The 16830-nt window shown below is 47.2% G+C and carries 13 protein-coding genes; 6 read left to right on the forward strand and 7 right to left on the reverse strand.

All coding sequences use genetic code 11. The features are described 5' to 3' along the window. The first annotated feature begins 650 nt into the window (after nucleotides 1–650). The 3 genes from C8R34_RS12160 to C8R34_RS12170 all read left to right on the forward strand — a co-directional run bounded on the left by C8R34_RS12160 (nucleotide 651) and on the right by C8R34_RS12170 (nucleotide 4334). A complete protein-coding gene (locus tag C8R34_RS12160; protein ID WP_110341061.1) occupies nucleotides 651–2816 on the forward strand; it encodes an FUSC family protein in 2166 nt (721 codons plus the stop codon). A 96-nt stretch (nucleotides 2817–2912) separates the two neighbouring features. Then, a complete protein-coding gene (locus tag C8R34_RS12165; RefSeq protein WP_110341063.1) occupies nucleotides 2913–3125 on the forward strand; it encodes a DUF1656 domain-containing protein in 213 nt (70 codons plus the stop codon). A 69-nt stretch (nucleotides 3126–3194) separates the two neighbouring features. After that, entirely contained in the window at nucleotides 3195–4334 is a 1140-nt protein-coding gene (locus C8R34_RS12170; RefSeq protein WP_110341065.1) for an HlyD family secretion protein, read from the forward strand. 181 nt (nucleotides 4335–4515) lie between these two features. Here the strand turns inward: C8R34_RS12170 and zapE are convergent, their stop codons facing one another. The 3 genes from zapE to C8R34_RS12185 are packed head-to-tail and all read right to left on the reverse strand — an operon-like array spanning nucleotide 4516 to nucleotide 7880. Then, nucleotides 4516–5721 (reverse strand): cell division protein ZapE, encoded by a 1206-nt coding sequence (gene zapE, locus C8R34_RS12175; RefSeq protein WP_110341067.1) that lies wholly within the window; start codon nucleotides 5719–5721, stop codon nucleotides 4516–4518. Nucleotides 5722–5727: 6 nt separating this feature from the next. Continuing rightward, nucleotides 5728–7110 (reverse strand): MFS transporter, encoded by a 1383-nt coding sequence (locus C8R34_RS12180; protein ID WP_110341069.1) that lies wholly within the window; start codon nucleotides 7108–7110, stop codon nucleotides 5728–5730. Continuing rightward, on the reverse strand, nucleotides 7107–7880 hold the full coding sequence (locus C8R34_RS12185) for an exodeoxyribonuclease III (RefSeq protein WP_110341071.1): 774 nt from the start codon (nucleotides 7878–7880) through the stop codon (nucleotides 7107–7109). Before C8R34_RS12185 ends, C8R34_RS12180 begins: the two co-directional genes overlap by 4 nt. 27 nt (nucleotides 7881–7907) lie before the next feature. Here C8R34_RS12185 and pyrE point away from each other — a divergent pair, with 27 nt between their 5' ends. The 3 genes from pyrE to C8R34_RS12200 all read left to right on the forward strand — a co-directional run bounded on the left by pyrE (nucleotide 7908) and on the right by C8R34_RS12200 (nucleotide 10758). Beyond that, nucleotides 7908–8549, forward strand: a complete 642-nt coding sequence (pyrE, locus tag C8R34_RS12190) for an orotate phosphoribosyltransferase (protein WP_110341073.1) — start codon at nucleotides 7908–7910, stop codon at nucleotides 8547–8549. A gap of 312 nt (nucleotides 8550–8861) precedes the next feature. Beyond that, nucleotides 8862–10034 (forward strand): hypothetical protein, encoded by a 1173-nt coding sequence (locus tag C8R34_RS12195; protein ID WP_110341075.1) that lies wholly within the window; start codon nucleotides 8862–8864, stop codon nucleotides 10032–10034. Further along, nucleotides 10024–10758 carry a toll/interleukin-1 receptor domain-containing protein gene (locus C8R34_RS12200; RefSeq protein ID WP_110341077.1) on the forward strand — a complete coding sequence of 245 codons (735 nt, stop codon included), beginning with the start codon at nucleotides 10024–10026 and terminating at the stop codon, nucleotides 10756–10758. The genes C8R34_RS12195 and C8R34_RS12200 overlap by 11 nt, the downstream gene beginning before the upstream one ends. Nucleotides 10759–10880: 122 nt before the next feature. On the opposite strand, the gene C8R34_RS12205 is transcribed toward C8R34_RS12200, so the two are convergent. From C8R34_RS12205 to C8R34_RS12220, 4 genes are all read right to left on the reverse strand, one after another. Continuing rightward, complete coding sequence (locus tag C8R34_RS12205) at nucleotides 10881–11654, reverse strand: hypothetical protein (RefSeq protein WP_110341079.1); 774 nt, start codon at nucleotides 11652–11654, stop codon at nucleotides 10881–10883. Between the two features lie 344 nt (nucleotides 11655–11998). Continuing rightward, the gene (locus C8R34_RS12210) at nucleotides 11999–12598 is read right to left on the reverse strand and encodes a DUF882 domain-containing protein (protein WP_258364489.1); all 600 of its coding nucleotides are present in this window, start codon (nucleotides 12596–12598) and stop codon (nucleotides 11999–12001) included. A gap of 48 nt (nucleotides 12599–12646) precedes the next feature. Next, a complete protein-coding gene (locus tag C8R34_RS12215) occupies nucleotides 12647–14281 on the reverse strand; it encodes a murein L,D-transpeptidase (RefSeq protein ID WP_110341081.1) in 1635 nt (544 codons plus the stop codon). 90 nt (nucleotides 14282–14371) lie between these two features. Next, on the reverse strand, nucleotides 14372–16830 hold a 2459-nt coding region (locus C8R34_RS12220; protein WP_146207587.1), incomplete at its 5' end, for a DUF4214 domain-containing protein.

Genomic DNA, 16830 nt, shown 5'->3' on the forward strand with positions numbered 1-16830 from the left:
TCACTAGATCCGGATAATGGAGCGTGTATGATGTCTTCTACACCCCATGAGCAACAATATACGTATCACTCAATACAGTCGGTTCGGTAGCGAACGCAGGTAACATTAGAGTTATTGTTACATCTCAGTTAACAACATTTCGGAGACACGAAACACATTCAATGAACTAATCATGGAACAACAGAAACTACTTACAATTTACACAATAAGTGGAATAGGCCGACCTGCTTATCGATCTGAATTGATAATAGAAATTTCGCCCGTTAGCCTTAAAAAGGTCAGTACCAAATTGTGAAGGAGCGTCTAGTGGAGCGACGATAAACTATATAATGCTTCAGTAATGTATTCAACAGAAGATTTGATAAATATGTTGAATGGTCAGCAATGATAGTTGCTATCGCCGCGGCGTGGTGTGTCGTAGCCGAGAGAAAAGGTGATCGGATTGGTTTATTTCTACTTGTAACCTATTATGGTTGATATGGCCTATACCCAGTGTTGCTTGGGCACTAGCGTCAGTGCAAGTAATCTTGGTCGGCTTGAATATAAGAGGTGTACTGAAGTCTAACAATAATTCTTCCTCACGGATCGGGGCTTTCTCGGTTTGGTGAAAAAATTATCCCTCAAAATGAAACAACTTCACTACTGATTTTATGATTCCTTTATCGAGGCGCATTAAAGAAGCGATTAAGACTGGTTTGGCCATGGTGATCGCGTTTGCAATCGCCTTTTATTTCGACTGGGAAAAACCGGAATGGAGTGGTTTAGCGGTGCTAATGCTCGGCATGACTACTACGATGGGACAGTCATTGAATAAAAGTATTATGCGAATCGCAGGCACTGTGCTGGGAGTCATTGCCGGATTGGTTTATTTTGGTCTTTTTCCCCAGGATCGCTGGTTGCTTGTGATGTGTTACTCTTTGCATCTTGGTGTTTGCGCTTACATGATTGCGGGCAAAAAGAATCAATATTTCTGGCATGTTACAAGCTTTGTCACCATGACAGTTATCATTGGAGCAGGGGGGTCACCAAAAGAGGCTTTCCAGATTGCTATGGCGCGGCTCGAGGAAAATGTAACCGGAATCCTGGTTTATACATTGATAGTCGTGTTTCTTTGGCCACGACATAGTCTGGACGATCTGAAAGAATCAAGCCGAAAATTGCTGGTAACTCAAAGCAGGCTTTATCGAGCGTACTGTGATTTAATGATGCATGGTATTGGCGAGGAAACTCAGTCCCTGAAAAGGGAAGAATCGATTTTGCTGGCCAAGGTTGAGCGGGACTTTGGGGCAGGAAAGGCCGATAGCAATCTGGTTTTTGCGCAACGATATCAATGGCAGCACTTTCTTCATTTGTCGGAATCTTTGAGGGAAGCTCGTGAAATGTGGCGTCAAAGTTTTTCTGGAACCCAATCACTCGATTTACCTGAGCTAATTCCAAACCTTGAGTCTTTTTTATCAAGACTGGATTTACAATTTAAAGAGATCGAATGCTTGCTGGATGGAGAGATACCGAACCAATTGCCATCTCCATTCGATTTGACTATTGATAAAGACAAAATTCAAGCTCTACTCCCCTTTCAACGTGCAGCGGTAATATTGGTCAAATCAGAATTAGAGCGTTTGCAGGCTCTTAACCAGTCATTATTCGAATGTGTTCTGAGGTTTAGCGAGAATTATTCACTAGTTTCGTCGTCTCCTGTGCAGGAAGCTGCACATATTATGTCGACTATCGATCCTGATCGCTTGATGGGTGCAGTGCGAATGGTGATGCTTCTATGGGTATGTTTTCTCATTGGGATCTATGTTGATCCACCGGGACACGAAAGTTTCCTGTATCTCGCTGTTATCTTTGGTCAAAGCGCTTTGATGACTGGAAATAGTAATAGAGAATTGCTATTGTCATTTGCCATCGGCTCTATCGTAGCAGGAATATTGTATGTATTTGTTATGCCTAGTTTGTCTGGTTATATGGAATTGGGTATATTTATTTTTATTGTGACCTTCACTGCCAATTATCTGTTTTCATTACCACAGCAGAGTATGTCGCGGTTGGGTGCCATGCTTCCATTTATTACGCTTACGTTTCCTGAGAATCAACAGACCTACGATTTTGCTGCATTTGCTAACGGTGCAATGATGTTAATGTTGGCAGTCGCCATTAATATCGTTATGGATTATCTCTTCGCATCGTCTCGGCCTGAGAAGGCGTTTTTACACTTACTTACTCGGTTTTATCGATGTTGCAGCTTTTTGCTATCAGAGTTAACGCTTAACAAAGGACACGGGCAAAATTTCGAGAAATGCTGGAAAGCTAACTATTATTATAGCGACTTACTGTTTCTGCCCGAGAAGCTGGTGAAGTATGGGGAGCATATCGACTATCAAGCATTTCCCAGTAACAAACACGAACAAGTGCAAGCGCTCGTGATGAATTTGCAAGATATTGTATATCGAATCAAAACACTGATGGATGAAAAAGAGTATCCACAAGACAAACTGCTAGTCAGTCACTTAAGTAGCGATTTACAAGATTTATGTTTAAAGCTGAGCGAGCAATTCCACTGCTGGTTTGAAAATCCAACTGTTATTACATTTGAAAAAAGTTTTCAGATGTATTTGGCAACGAAGCTGGATAATATAGAAACCCGGTTTAGAGAAATAATGAGTCTATCCCCTGAAGAAGAATATAGTGATAATAGTAGTGAATATTTTCATCGACTTATCGGTATTTACCGGAGTCTGGTAGAGGCTGTTATCGGGCATGCACGTCTTGCAGAAGAATTTGACTTTGAGCAATGGCAAGAAGCCAGGTTCTAGATTAATTCAATGATTAATTGCATTTAAAATCATAAAGGATTATCTGAAAACACAGTTAGCTATATTGATTGTTGTAAAAGAAGGTTAAGTGGACAAATGGAATATCTCCCACACGAAATTGCTATTGGTGGCGTTTATTTACCACCCATGCTCATTGCAAGTATTCTTGGCGTACTAGTTACTATGTTGACAGTGGCGCTTCTCAACCGCCTACGGTTGTCGCGGTTCTTCTATTATCCACCACTCGTCTTTGTTGCGCTGGCTATCATCTACACTGGATTGATTGGAACGCTATTCGTTCCGGTATAAACGATGAGAATAAATATGGCAACAACGTGCATCGAACATCGTGTCAATTAGATTAGCTACAAAGTACTTATGGCCTACACATCGAAGAAACTAATACTCACAAGTACCGTATTTTTGCTTGCTGTCAGCGTGCTTGCGATCAAGTATTGGCACTATATTATCAATCCCTGGACTCGAGATGGACAAGTGCATGCGCAAGTTATTCAAGTTACGCCAAGAGTTACAGGGCCTATCGTCGAGCTTGCGGTTGTCGATAATCAATTTGTTAAAGCAGGACAGCTTCTTTTTCAAATAGATCCAAGCACCTTCGTTGCTTCTTTAAAATTTGCACGTGCAGAACTCGATAAAACCCAAGATGAAATTGAAGCCTTAAAAAAGCAAGTAGAGGCATCGCTAGCTGTCCGTGAGCAAAGAATTATCGAGGTTAAACAGGCATCGCTAGAGATTAGTGAAGTCAAAGCGCGATTAATGCAAGCTGATGCACAGTTCAAGCGCGTAAAAAAATTGGTTCCGGACCAAGCCATGTCCCAAAGAGAGTTGGAAGTTGCTCAGGCCGATTACATCGTGGCGCAGACTAGATATGATAGAGCAAAGATTAATTTATTAGATGCACAGGTTGCAGCCAAGCAAGCGGATGCAGATTTGGCGAAAGATCGAGCTAATCTCGGTGCGGATGGGGAGATGAATCCACGATTGCGCTCTGCACAGGCCAAATTAAGGGAAGCGGAATTAAATCTAGAGTTTACCCAGGTTCGAGCTTCCGTTGACGGTTATGTGACCAATCTAGTCCTCAGATTGGGCAGTCAGGCCGTCGCTGACCGCGCAGCTATGGCGCTGGTTGATGTCAATAGCTTTTGGGTTCATGGTTTTTTTCGGGAAAATTATATTGCCCCTATTCGACCGGGTAACAAAGCTGTTGTTACATTGATGACTTATCCAGGTATACCCATAATAGGGGAAGTTGAGAGTATCGCTTGGGGTATTGCTCAGCATGACGGTAGCGTCGGAGAAAAACTTTTACCCGACATCAGTCCGACCTTTGAGTGGATTCGATTAGCCCAACGAGTACCTGTACGCATTCGCCTTCTCGATGTTCCCGACACGATCAAACTGCGTGTGGGAACAACCGCCTCAGTGATGGTAATGACCGAAGCCGGAGAAAACAGTAATGTCGATTCAGTCGAAGCCGTTCCTCGCGCACTTCAATAAAAAATAAACGGGCTCGTAGTTGAACAACAGAAGTCAGATTGGCAGACAAGCATCGGAGATCGTTTACCGAGGAGTTGAATATATGACTTTTAAATTTGAAGCAGACACCGATCTTACGTAGAGCATTTATCGCTGCAATTGTTCCATTTATCGGCGCATGCGATAGTTTCTCGGCGGCCTGCTAGCTTGCAATAGTTTTGCCATGACCTCTGGTCAGATAGTTTTCCGACTGCATTTCCATCAAACGCGAAATCGTGCGTTCAAATTCAAAACTGGCATCCGCTTTGGCGTACAGGGATTGCAGTGGCACAGCCGCTGAGCACAGAAACTTGACGTTGTGTTCATATAGTGCGTCGATGAGCGTGATAAAACGCCGGGCTGCGTCGTTGTTTTCTTTATTGAACTCTGGAATCGCCACCATGATGATGGTGTGATAGGTGCGTGCAATCGCGAGATAGTCTGCCGGTCCCAGCGGATTTGCGCACAGGCGCTTAAACGAAAACACGGCAACGCCGCGCGCTGCTTTGGGTACAAACAATATGCGCCCCTGCACATTGAGTTCTTCGCTGGGAACCTTGGCTCGGTCTTCCACCCGGCGGTCGGTCAGGCGGAAGAAGATGGCCGACAATTGCGTCGTCGTTTCGGCATTGATCGGGTGGTAATAGGTTTGTGCGCCTTTCAAGCGGTTGTAACGATAATCAACCGGGCCATCCAACGCAATAATATCGAGTTTCTCCTTGATTTGTTCGATGAAAGGCAAAAAGCGCTGACGGTTTAAACCGTTCTTGTAAAGATCATCCGGTGGCCGGTTGGACGTGGCGACGACGATCACCCCTTGGGCAAACAGTTCATTGAATAGTCGAGTCAGCACCATCGCATCGGCGATGTCGGTCACCTGTAACTCGTCGAAACATAGCAACGTCGCCTCACCGGCTATTTTCCGTGCGACCGATGGAATCGGATCATCGTCACCGGCACGTCCGCCATGCTGGGCGCGCTCTTGCACTGAGAGATCATGCCATTCCTTAAGCCGGGCGTGGATATCCAGCATGAATTCATGAAAATGTACGCGCCGCTTTGATGCGATCGGAGCAACCGCATAAAACAGATCCATCAACATCGACTTGCCGCGTCCGACGCCACCGTACAGATAAATGCCTTGAGGGACGGGCTTGTTGCTACCCAGCCAGCGCGATAAACCGGCGGGCCACCTGAAATGGAAACCACTACTTTTGCTTGTTATCACCGGATAACTAATCAGTTCGCGGTGTAATCGTTCTAATGCAGCGACTGCATTGGCTTGATCGGTATCCGGTTTGAGCTCTCCGGCTTGTATCAGTGCGTGGTAGGCGGCTTGCGGCGTGGTGTCTTGAGGTGTGGTTTGCATGTTGGATTATGGCGATGATGATTCAGATATTGCAAATTTGGCCTGTCCGGCAAGCCAGACCAATATCAGAACCGGAAAACCCAATAGTGCCGTGACGATAAAGAAATTTTCATAACCATACGCATCGACGAATTGCCCGCTGAAACCGGCAATGAATTTGGGCAGCAACAACATCACCGAACTGAATAATGCATACTGGGTGGCCGAGTAGGCGGAATTGGTCAGGCCCGACAAATACGCAATGAAAGCGCTGGATGCAATGCCGGCCGACAGATTGTCGGCTGAGATGGTGAAAACCAACGCGCTGACATCATGGCCGCGGCCTGCCAGCCAGACAAACAGCAGATTGGTGGCAGCCGATAACACGGCGCCCAGGAACAGCGTGCGCATGATGCCGATTTTGACGGTCAGCAGACCACCGATGGCTGCTCCGGCGATGGTCATGATGACACCGTATACTTTCGAAATGGTGGCGACTTCCTCTTTGCTGTAGCCCATATCCACATAAAACGGATTGCTCATCACGCCCATCACCACATCGGAAATACGATAGATGGCAATCAAACCTAAGATCAGCAATGCTTGTTTGCCGTGACGCACGATGAAATCGCGGAAAGGTGCGATTAATGCGCCGTACAGCCACACCAGCATGGCGTTGATGCGGGGATGGAGATGCCAATGCGCAATCGCCTGTTGCGCAATGGTTTCGTTGTCTGAAATCAACCGGCTGTAGGGGACATCCGGTTCGCGGATGATCAGCGTGGTAATGATGCCGACCGCCATGCTGGCGGCCATGACCAGGTAAGCGAAGCGCCAGGGCGCATGGTCATACGTGGTTGAAACATCAATCGTCGCTGCAATCCACAACACACCAGCCGAGGCCAGAATCATCGCGATGCGGTAGCCCGCTTGATACGTCGCCGCCATGGCGCCCTGCAATTCGACCGCGACTGCTTCAATACGATACGCATCGAGTGCAATATCCTGGGTGGCGGACGCAAAGGCAACCGCGAGTGCGAAAAATACCAGTTGCGTCAGACTGACAACGGGATCGGTAAATGCCATGCCGACCAAGGCGGCAGCGATGACAATTTGCGACAGTAACAGCCAGGCACGGCGCCGACCGAGGAGGCGGGTCAGCAGCGGCAGTGGGAGCCGATCGACCAGCGGCGACCACAGCCACTTAAAACTGTATGCCAAGCCGATCCAGCTCAGGTGGCCAATGGTGGTGCGGTCGATACCGGCTTCGCGCAGCCAGAACGACAGGGTGCCCATGATGAGCAGCAGCGGCAGACCGGCGGAAAATCCTAGCGACAGCATACCCAGCACGCGCGGATGCGTATAAACCCGCATTGCCTGCAACCAACTGGAAAACTCGGTGGATGTCATAAGGTACGATCGTAGTCGATGATTAACGGTGCATGATCCGAGAAACGCTCGGTTTTGTAAATGGAAGTATTGCGTGCTTTTTGCGCTATCGCGGGTGTGGCAATCTGATAATCGATGCGCCAACCGACGTTCTTGGCCCAGGCTTGTCCGCGATTGGACCACCAAGTGTATTGATCCGGTTCGGAATTGAGCTGCCGGAATACATCGACAAACCCAATGTCATCAAAAACATTCGACAACCAAGTGCGTTCTTCCGGCAGAAAACCGGAATTTTTCTGGTTGGAGCGCCAGTTTTTCAGGTCAATTTCCTTGTGTGCAATATTCCAATCGCCGCACAAAATAATTTCGCGACCGTTGGCCATCAGTGTTTTCAGGATCGGAAAGAATTTTTCCATAAAGAAGAATTTCGCAACTTGCCGGTGTTCGCCGCTGGATCCGGACGGCAAATAGAGTGAAATAATGCTCAAATTGCCGAAATCCACCTGGATAAAACGGCCTTCGGCATCGATTTCAGGGATTCCGACGCCTTCGATGATGTTGTCCGGCTGACTGCGGCAATAAATCCCGACGCCGCTATAACCTTTTTGCATTGCACAATGAAAGTAGCCCCGGTAGCTATCCGGTGATAGCATCTCCGTGGAAAGATCGGGCAGTTGCGCCTTGAGTTCCTGCACGCACACAATATCCGCCGGTTGTGCCGCCAACCATTCAAAAAAGCCTTTTTTTGCGGCTGCGCGGATGCCATTCAGGTTAAGCGTTATAATTTGCATATCGTTATTTTTAGGGTAATCCAGTTTATGTCCGATTTCCGGCAGGCATTTATTCAGTTCGCCATTGAACGCAACGTGTTGTGCTTCGGTGAATTTAAAACCAAAGCGGGGCGCATGTCGCCTTATTTCTTTAACGCAGGCCTATTCAACGACGGCGATTCTCTGCGTAAGCTCGGACAATTTTACGCCAAAGCGATTGTCGCTGCCCAGCTTCCGTTCGACATGCTGTTTGGCCCCGCGTACAAAGGCATTCCGCTGGTCAGTACGATTGCTATCGCGTTGGCTGAAATGGGACATAACTATCCGTTCTGCTTTAACCGCAAGGAAGCGAAAGATCATGGCGAAGGCGGCGTATTGGTCGGCGCGCCGCTTGCCGGACGGGTACTGATTGTCGACGACGTGATTTCCGCGGGCACTTCGGTGCGTGAGTCGGTTGAGCTGATTAAAGCCTCGGGTGCGTTACCTGGGGGTGTGGTGATTGCGCTGGATCGTATGGAACGTGGGACTGGAGAGTTATCGGCGGTGCAGGAAGTGCAGCAGATGCATGGGTTTTCGGTGACTTCGATTATTAATTTGGATGATCTGGTGGAATATTTGCAGAATCACGTTGCGCTTGTGCAGCATTTGCAGGCGGTGCAGCGGTACCGAGAGCAGTATGGAGTGAACTAATAGCGTTGCGAAAATCATGGAATTTGATTGTATGCAGCAACTTGCTGTGCGGGTATTCAAACCTTTTATTCATTGTCGGATTCCCCATTAAGTACTGCTGATTAGATTTAGTTTTGCGAATTATTGATTATTTGACACTCTATCTAATTTGCAGTACTTTTATCTTATATATGTATATTAAAGCACTTATATCTTGCCACATGCTGAAAGTAGTAATTCCGCTATGTTTCACTTCATTCAGATTCTACCAGTCTGCACGCTGGTCTGGCCTGTGAATCGTTCTTCTTTCCATGATTGTTATGCTTTTCTATCATGATGAATAGTGCACCGCGCACTGTCAATCTTGATTCGCAAAGTCTGGACAAAGTGATTAAAGCGCTTTCGGATGTGGTGAAAGACTTCAGCCTTACCCGTCGCGAGCGGATTAGCTACTGGGGATTAATGCTTAGTGCTGATTTGGCAATCGCGCATTTTCTTATTACGTTTATTTGGCTATTTGGTTCGATATTTGTTCTCAATTTTGTTGATAAGAGTATTGTAGACCCCACTGTCACCCCTTCTGATTGGTTCAAGAATGTACTTGGATTGTTATTTCTTTTGTCACTATTGGCTCTTTTCCTGTCCACATTAGTGGGCGTGCCGTCGCTACTGTTTAGCATTTCGTTGATCTGCAAAACATTCCGGGAGCGAGCGAAGCTAGAATTGTTGGGAATTACTGAGTTAACGAAGTCGTTGTGGAAGGAGAGCAGACGCAGTCGGTGGCTAAGTCGCCTTCGAAGTGGATTCCTGGTTTTTATAATTGCGTACATGATAATAGGAGCCGTTTCTGTCTCAATCTCTGTAAAAGCGCTCACGCTTAGACCTGATCTTGCGTCTGAACTTGAATCTGCACTACACCCATTAGGGATTATTGATTCTGGTAGGATTGCTGTTGGCGTGGCGGTTTGGTTGGCAATCATGCTATTCATCGCGAGATATCTGCGTAACCAGCGCGAACAGATAGACTTGGCGGCTAACGCGGGGCAATTGAGATCTGTGCTAGAGAAGATGCTGCAGCATGCTGGTGTGGCAGGAAAAGTTGAAGTACCGGCCGAATTTATTGAACAGGCTGCGAAGATCGAGTCAGTACAGATAGCCAGAACCCGCAAGACCGCAATTCTCAAGAGCGCGGACATTCGTATTAGCGGCTATTATGCGATCATGTTCGAGGAGGGTGCTGCTCGACAACGTTCAATGTTGGGCATTGCAGATCGGATTGAGTTGCAGGATTTGGAAGCAAAGCTAAGTACAGAAGATGTAGAATCCTTCTCGTCCTTAGGATCACTTTCTCAAGGCGTTGAAACAATATTACGAAGCTTGACTGAAAGTGGGCGTGTTGAAATTGAATTTGTGATAAATCGTGAAAATCGCATCATTCGAGTTACAGCAGTGAGGTCATCCATTGAAGATGCTGCTTGCACACCAACAGGAGTAAATGGTGGTTGATCAAGCATCGACACTCGAGCCATACGCGATCCAATTCTCGAGTACAGGCAAGGCAAGTCGGCATGAGCTCCCACCTGAAGCGCAGACAGTGTTATTCGAAGTGTTGGATATCTTGGCTGCTAATCCAGATGCTTTTCCAGGTCGAACGCGGGCGATTAGCCGCGATGGCAACATTCGATTGTATTTACATCCTTCCCCGGCTTTACAAGTGACCTTTGAACTAGATAGTGCACGCAAGGTACTGTATTTGCTACACTTCGTTGCGCCAAAAATTCAAGTTATTAAGCCCGTTTTTATCAGCTACAGCCATAAAGATGCTTTGTGGTTGGAGAAGCTCAAGCAGTTTCTGCAACCCCTTGAGGACAAAGAATTGATTCGGATTTGGGATGACACAGAAATTCGACCGGGATCAGACTGGCTGAACGAGATTCGCATTGCCTTGGAATCTGCGAGGGTCGCCGTGTTCTTGGTTACGCAGAATTTCCTTAATTCCACCTTCATTCGCGAAAAGGAACTGCCGGAGCTACTGGAGGCAGCCCAGAATCGCGGTTGTGTGATTTTCTGGATTGCAGTGAGTTCAACTACTTTCGAGGATTCTCTGCTGGCTAAGTTTCAAGGTGCTAATTCTCCAGATAAACCACTCGATCTACTGTCTGAGGGTGAACAGAATCGCGTACTTGCTGAGATCTATAAAAAAATGAAGTTGGCTGTAATGACGGATTGAACTCTTAATATTGCATGTAATTATTTGATTATATCTCAATACTGGATTTGTCTATTTACTCGAATGGAGCAGATGCTTCCGAAAATAGGATTAATTTGCTCCATCGGGGAAGATTCTTATTTTTAGCTGCTGCAATCGCCACCTTTTTTGCCATTAATGGCTACGTTTTCTTTCTGAAAAACTAATGCATTGCTCTCATTTGTAGCACCAACTTGGTGCACCTCTAAGAGAGCGTTTGCTTTGCCATTAGTACACTTTCCCCGAGTTGTTGACTTAAAGCTTATTTTGACCGGTGCGTATGATGCTGGATTAAACACGACATCAATTAAGTCAGGCAAACTGGCACCTGGTGCCGGAATGGAGAAAGTCGTTGCAAGGTTGACCGATCCGGTGGCAGGTTTTGCGCCACTGATCACGTCTTGAGTTTTCGCGCCGAAAATTGTGGGAGTATTGAGAAAATCAAAATTATTGTTAATAAGATCCTGAATGGATTGCGCAAATCCTAGTGCTTTGGTGGCAATCAGTGTAACCGAAACCTGAGCTTTGCCATTGGGGAGTGCGCACTCCAGCACGACGCCATGCACTTTGGTGCCGATAGATTGCCCTGTTTGGGCTTGGATGTGTTTATCGGCTATCCCAGCGTAATCAACCAAAGCGAAATTAATTCCATCGCCACCAGCCCAACCAGAATAATCTTTTACAGGCGGGAAAAACTGGGGTGGATCGTTCAAGATTCCTTGTGCGCTTAGGAAATCAGACAGGGGGCGTTTGGTCACATTGACGCAGCTATCGTCAATGAGTGAATCAGCTTTGCCGGATAATGGAAATAGAATTGCCAGCGCTGCTGTACAAACAAGCATGCGTTTCCATCGTTGAATCGCGAGTGGCTTATTCATGTTTTTTTACTCCTAAATAGTTGTCGTTCACCGCTTTTCCCCACCCAATCCATTGTTAATACTAATCTTCATCCGCTTAATATCTTAGGTTGGTGTTTTTCCTTTCTATTGGCATGGGTTTGGGAATTAAAGCACACTGTAAATGGAAGAACAAGCAAAGCAAAGGCAAAGAAAACCGGTGACGATGCTGTTAGAACGTTGATCGAGTAGACTTGATTCGATCTGCCTGTATAACATACAGATCAAGAAGGAAGATGGGAAAATAACTACTTTATCAAGTAGTTGTTGGCGACTTCACTATGCAATGAAGCCACCAATTGATTGATTAGGGGAATGCAATAAATTTATCCGCCCCAAAAACGAAAATCTCCGGTATCCAGATGAATGAAATTAGAAGACGGATAATAACCCACGCCACCTGCTTGCAGGGACATGGCAACAGTGCGCAGATCGGAAAGTCTACGACTCGGCAAACGGATATCGATGGCTCTCCCATGCGTGTGCATGCTGTTTTTAGCAACACCGCCGTTTTGCTCTGCTAATTTGGCATTGGTGGCAGGTGAGCGGTACGCGGAAATCACGTGAAATTCCTGATTGGTGCCCAGTTTGCGTTGCAGCAAATGCAGAATATCGAATAGCTCAGGATCTATCTTATAGCGGTCGCCGGTACGATGATCGCGCAGCACGTGATTGATTGCGCGCATGCCTTCGGGGATATAGCGGCCATTGGCCCAATAGGTGGCGCGGGTGCGCTCGCCGGTGTGTAAGTTAAGGAAACTCAGTTTTTTCTCGAAAGGTCTTTTGAATGCTGCGTGTACGGATGTTGCTGCTAGGGGGAGTGTCAGTAGTGTGCATGCGCCTAATCCTGCTTTTAGAAAACGGCGGCGGCTATGCACCAGTTCTGTTTCTGATAAATTTTGATTCAAAAATTTTGGTATCAGCATCGTATTTTTTTCTCCGGAAAATTTTTGTTATTGTTTTGGTTAATAACACTACCAACCGGCATATTGCAATGCGCGTAAATCCCGGCCGTAAATATCGGGTGAAAAATGTACCTGGTCTTGCTCATCAGCCCAGGCCGTAATATACACTAAGTAAATGGGCAGTTGTTTAGGTAAATGCACGGTCATGGTCTTGTCGCTGTCCATGTCGGCGAGAAATTTGTCGGATACCGTTTGCCCGCCCATTAGGAAAGCAGCCAGTTCCAGCGGTTTTTCCAAGCGGATGCAGCCCGAACTGAATGCACGAATATCCTTTTGAAACAGTGACTTGGATGGTGTGTCGTGCAGATAAATGTCAAAGCCATTGGAAAACATGAACTTTATTCTGCCTAATGCATTACCTGCTCCCGGGTCCTGGCGCAATACATAAGGAAATCCTTTTTTTATGGCATGCCAGTCTATCGTATGCGGATCAAGTGCTTCGGCGTCACGGCTATGGTTTGGGTAAACTTTGAATCCACCGGTAGTAAAAAAAGATGGATTTTTCTGTTGCTTCGGCAATAAATCCTTGAGTGCGATACTGGCAGGCACATTCCAGTAGGGATTCAAAACCATGTACGAGAGCGCGCCATTAAAACTAGGGGTCGAACGATAATCCAGTCCAACGATAATTCGCATATTGAGCATGTGTTTGCCTTGTTCAGCGGCGGTGAGCCGGAAGCCGGCCGTGTTAACCAACACATAACGTTTGCCGAGATCTCTTGGAAGCCAGCGCAGGCGCTCCATATTGATGCGCAATTGGCGTATTTTCCAGGTAAGCGGGATATTGAAAGCGCGTACGGTATTTTTCCCGATGGCGCCGTCAGGGTTCAAGCCATGCTGAACCTGGAATGCCTTGATTGCAGTGACCAGTTCGTCATCGTAATGCTCGCTTTCCTTTGCAGTGATGTGATATTCGGCCATGCCGTCAACCGCATAGGCTTGAGCAATTCGTTGGCGGATCAGTGGAATGTCGGCATGCGTATCCCCCGGACGAATGGTTGAGGTACTGGGAATATGAATCCACTCCGGATGATGACTGATCAGCGCTTGGTAACGGATCAGTGTCTGCTTGAGTAATTGGTAGCTGGGTTTCTGGGGAAATAAACCATCAAGTGATTGCTGCAGTAGCCCGGTTTTGACTGCCTCCTGCAAGAACGCTACCGCATCAAAATCGGGTTGCCGGATATGCCAATCGGGGTCAGCGGCGGCGGCCGACAGTCGGCCACGTGATAAATCCTTGGCTAGCCGCATTATCGCATGCGTCGTGCGTAGCTCCAGTTCGATGGCTGCCGGTAGAGATTGTTTGGCTTGCTGCTGTAATTGCCGTAATTGTTGCAGTTGATAATCCTGGCTATCCAATCCTTCATTGTCTGCATTGGCAATGAAAGTAAGTGCTGTTTCAAGCAAAGATAAGTCGGCTTCTGTTTTTATCCATACCGATTGATAATTTCGAGCCGCATAAAATCGTTGTAAGTTTGCAATCCCAGCTTTGTTAAGTGCGAGCGAGGCAGGCTTTGACAACTGCTGTTCTAATTCTTTGGCGTCAATGAATACGGCATAAGAAATTGAGGGAATGCATAGAAAAACAGTATAAAAAATAAACCGAAAGGTTGGTAAGAGGGATGTGATTGGATAATACGACACGCGGTGATTCCTTTATTGTTACAGGTTTTTATTGGGAGAATGGCAAATTCTAACATCCATTCCTTCATCTCTATTTTTCGATCAGCAGAACTATACCCATCCATCTTGTAGCATGACACTGCCTACTAAATGCATGGCAGCTTCGGTACTTTGAGCGATTTCAACCGCCAGCCATTCACGATCCACTTGATGGCTATCCAAACGCGATGACTGTTGATCGAGTTCATCATTTGTCGCAGTACGACCTAATGTTTGGGTATAAATCGTTTGCACATAATCCGCGTTGGACAAATCATCCAAACCGGCATGCTGCTGAAACCAATCCAGAATACTGCGATGACTTACCTGAGCATCCAATGCTTCTCGCCCTAATTGCCATTCCTCCAGAGTGGCATCCCGATCAAAGAAACTATGTACCAGGCGCGCTAGAATGTCTTCGGTCTGATTATGTGCAATTGCTACTGTTTCACCGCTGTCGAAAGCGATCATCTCAGCGTTTTTGAGGCTCAGCATGGCGCCATCATTGAGGCGAGTCAATTCCAGACGATTATTGACAAATTCAAGGTGAACATCGTCACGATTGCCCAACATATGCAATACATCAAAACCTTCGCCACCATCTGCATTTAAAGCCAATCCCAACGGTAAATAGTCTTGATCGTTACCAGCGCCCGCAATGACTTCGCGGGTTACATCGAGCCGGATAATATTGGGATCCGTTTCCAGACCGGACAGCAATTCATCGCTGGTTTTATCTTGGAATGCCGCTGCTTCGGACAGGTTGTGGAAAGCAGTTAAAATATCATCCGTAGTGGCTGCTTGCCAGTTTTGTACGGCATCACCTTCAATAGCTGTCAGGTCACGTCCCAGCCAGGTTTTAACCAGATGATGTGCGACCGCTTCAACGTTGGAATAAGCGATGGACAAACTGGGGCCGGTGGCGAAACGGATCAACTCAACATCGGTTAATGTATCGACTTCACCGTTACTTTGCGTGAGCGTGATTACGCCATCATGCGCTTCAACTTGATAATCCGATAATTGTTCCTCTTGAAATGCGCTATCAAAACCCAAACCACCATTGAGTTGATCGTTGCCGGTACCGCCACTCAATAAGTCATTGCCGCTGCCACCGAAAACAATATCATCGCCGGCATCGCCGGAAGTCTGGTCATTGCCGACCAGGCTACCGACCGTATCATTACCGCCGCTACCAAACAAAATGTCGTCGTCGGTACCCAGCACGATATTCTGGTTTTGATTATCGCCGACAACGAAGTTTTCACCGTTACCGCCGACAACCCGAACAGCGCCGATAATGGATGCGAATGAAACGTTATCCAGTTGAATGACGGTATTGGATGGAAGGTTCCTGGCATCAATGATCACGATTTGTTTATCGTCGTCATTGATATTTGATCCGGTAATAATAATGGGGGCACCGGATGCCTGGTCATTGCTGATCGATGGCGTGATGGCCTGTACGGTGACACGCTCATCTGTGGCCAATGTCGATAGGAAATCCTGGGCACGATGGATGATTTCCTGAGTTAAGGCACTGTCTGAACCGGTTTTTTGTTGAATGCGCTGGGTTAGATCATCGATAGCCGCTGGTAAATTCAATAGCTGTGATTTACCGGCAACATTCAAACCCACACCGGCAGACAAACTGACAGTCAGTAAGGAATCGCCATTTGAATTACGGATAACGGGGATATCTGCATATTGACGGAATAAGCTGTTCGGATCGTCTTGGCGGTTAGCGCTCACTGGCAGAACGGTAGTGATGACTGTGCCATCGGGTTGTGTTGTGGTGCTGGTAGTGGCGCCATCAATAATCGTGGTGGGTGGCGGGGTAGGGGTACCGCCACCACCGCCCGATGAAGCAGCCACGTTGGAGGCGGTGATGCCATTTCCGGTGAGATCGGCGACGACGACTGCAGCGTCAGCGCCTGCCGCCCAATCTTCTGCGGCAGCCAGGTTGTAGGTGGTGGTGCCTGTTGATGACGTACCGTTTTTATTGACGATCTGATTAATGGCGGCTCTGTCGGTCGCGCTCAATGTCAGCGTAAAAGCCGTGCCGGAGGTGATTTCGACGTCTGCCGTATCGGTCAACGTATAAGTTGCTCCGCCTTCACCGGTGAAGGTGAATTTATTGGCGACGATGTCGGCTGCGCCGCCGGCTTTCAGGAAATCGCTGCCGGTTACCACCAACGCGCCGGTGCTGGCGTTGTAAGTCGATGAGGTAATTATTGGCACTGCCACGTTGGAGACAGTGATGCCGTTGCCGGTGGCGTCGACCACGTTGACAACCGCATCGGCGCCTGCCGCCCAATCTTCAGCAGCGGCTAGATTATAGGTGGTGGCATCGGTAGAGCTGGTGCCGTTTTTATTGACGATCTGGTTAATGGCGGCTTTGTCGGTCGCGCTCAATGTCAGCGTAAAAGCTGTGCCGGAGGTGATTTCGACGTTTGCCGTATCGGTCAACGTATAAGTTGCTCCGCCTTCACCGGTGAACGTGAATTTATTGGCGACGATGTCATTGGTGG

The sequence above is a fragment of the Nitrosomonas sp. Nm84 genome (genome assembly GCF_003201565.1).
Taxonomy (GTDB): Bacteria; Pseudomonadota; Gammaproteobacteria; order Burkholderiales; family Nitrosomonadaceae; genus Nitrosomonas.

Excerpts from the sequence above, each read along its gene's own strand:
- C8R34_RS12170 (WP_110341065.1), top strand. The coding sequence starts at position 3,195 with ATGGCCTACACATCGAAGAAACTAATACTCACAAGTACCGTATTTTTG.
- C8R34_RS12200 (WP_110341077.1), top strand. The coding sequence starts at position 10,024 with ATGGTGGTTGATCAAGCATCGACACTCGAGCCATACGCGATCCAATTC.
- C8R34_RS12205 (WP_110341079.1), bottom strand. The coding sequence starts at position 11,654 with ATGAATAAGCCACTCGCGATTCAACGATGGAAACGCATGCTTGTTTGT.
- C8R34_RS12210 (WP_258364489.1), bottom strand. The coding sequence starts at position 12,598 with ATGCTGATACCAAAATTTTTGAATCAAAATTTATCAGAAACAGAACTG.
- pyrE (WP_110341073.1), top strand. The coding sequence starts at position 7,908 with ATGTCCGATTTCCGGCAGGCATTTATTCAGTTCGCCATTGAACGCAAC.
- C8R34_RS12195 (WP_110341075.1), top strand. The coding sequence starts at position 8,862 with ATGATGAATAGTGCACCGCGCACTGTCAATCTTGATTCGCAAAGTCTG.
- C8R34_RS12160 (WP_110341061.1), top strand. The coding sequence starts at position 651 with ATGATTCCTTTATCGAGGCGCATTAAAGAAGCGATTAAGACTGGTTTG.
- C8R34_RS12180 (WP_110341069.1), bottom strand. The coding sequence starts at position 7,110 with ATGACATCCACCGAGTTTTCCAGTTGGTTGCAGGCAATGCGGGTTTAT.
- C8R34_RS12185 (WP_110341071.1), bottom strand. The coding sequence starts at position 7,880 with ATGCAAATTATAACGCTTAACCTGAATGGCATCCGCGCAGCCGCAAAA.
- zapE (WP_110341067.1), bottom strand. The coding sequence starts at position 5,721 with ATGCAAACCACACCTCAAGACACCACGCCGCAAGCCGCCTACCACGCA.
- C8R34_RS12165 (WP_110341063.1), top strand. The coding sequence starts at position 2,913 with ATGGAATATCTCCCACACGAAATTGCTATTGGTGGCGTTTATTTACCA.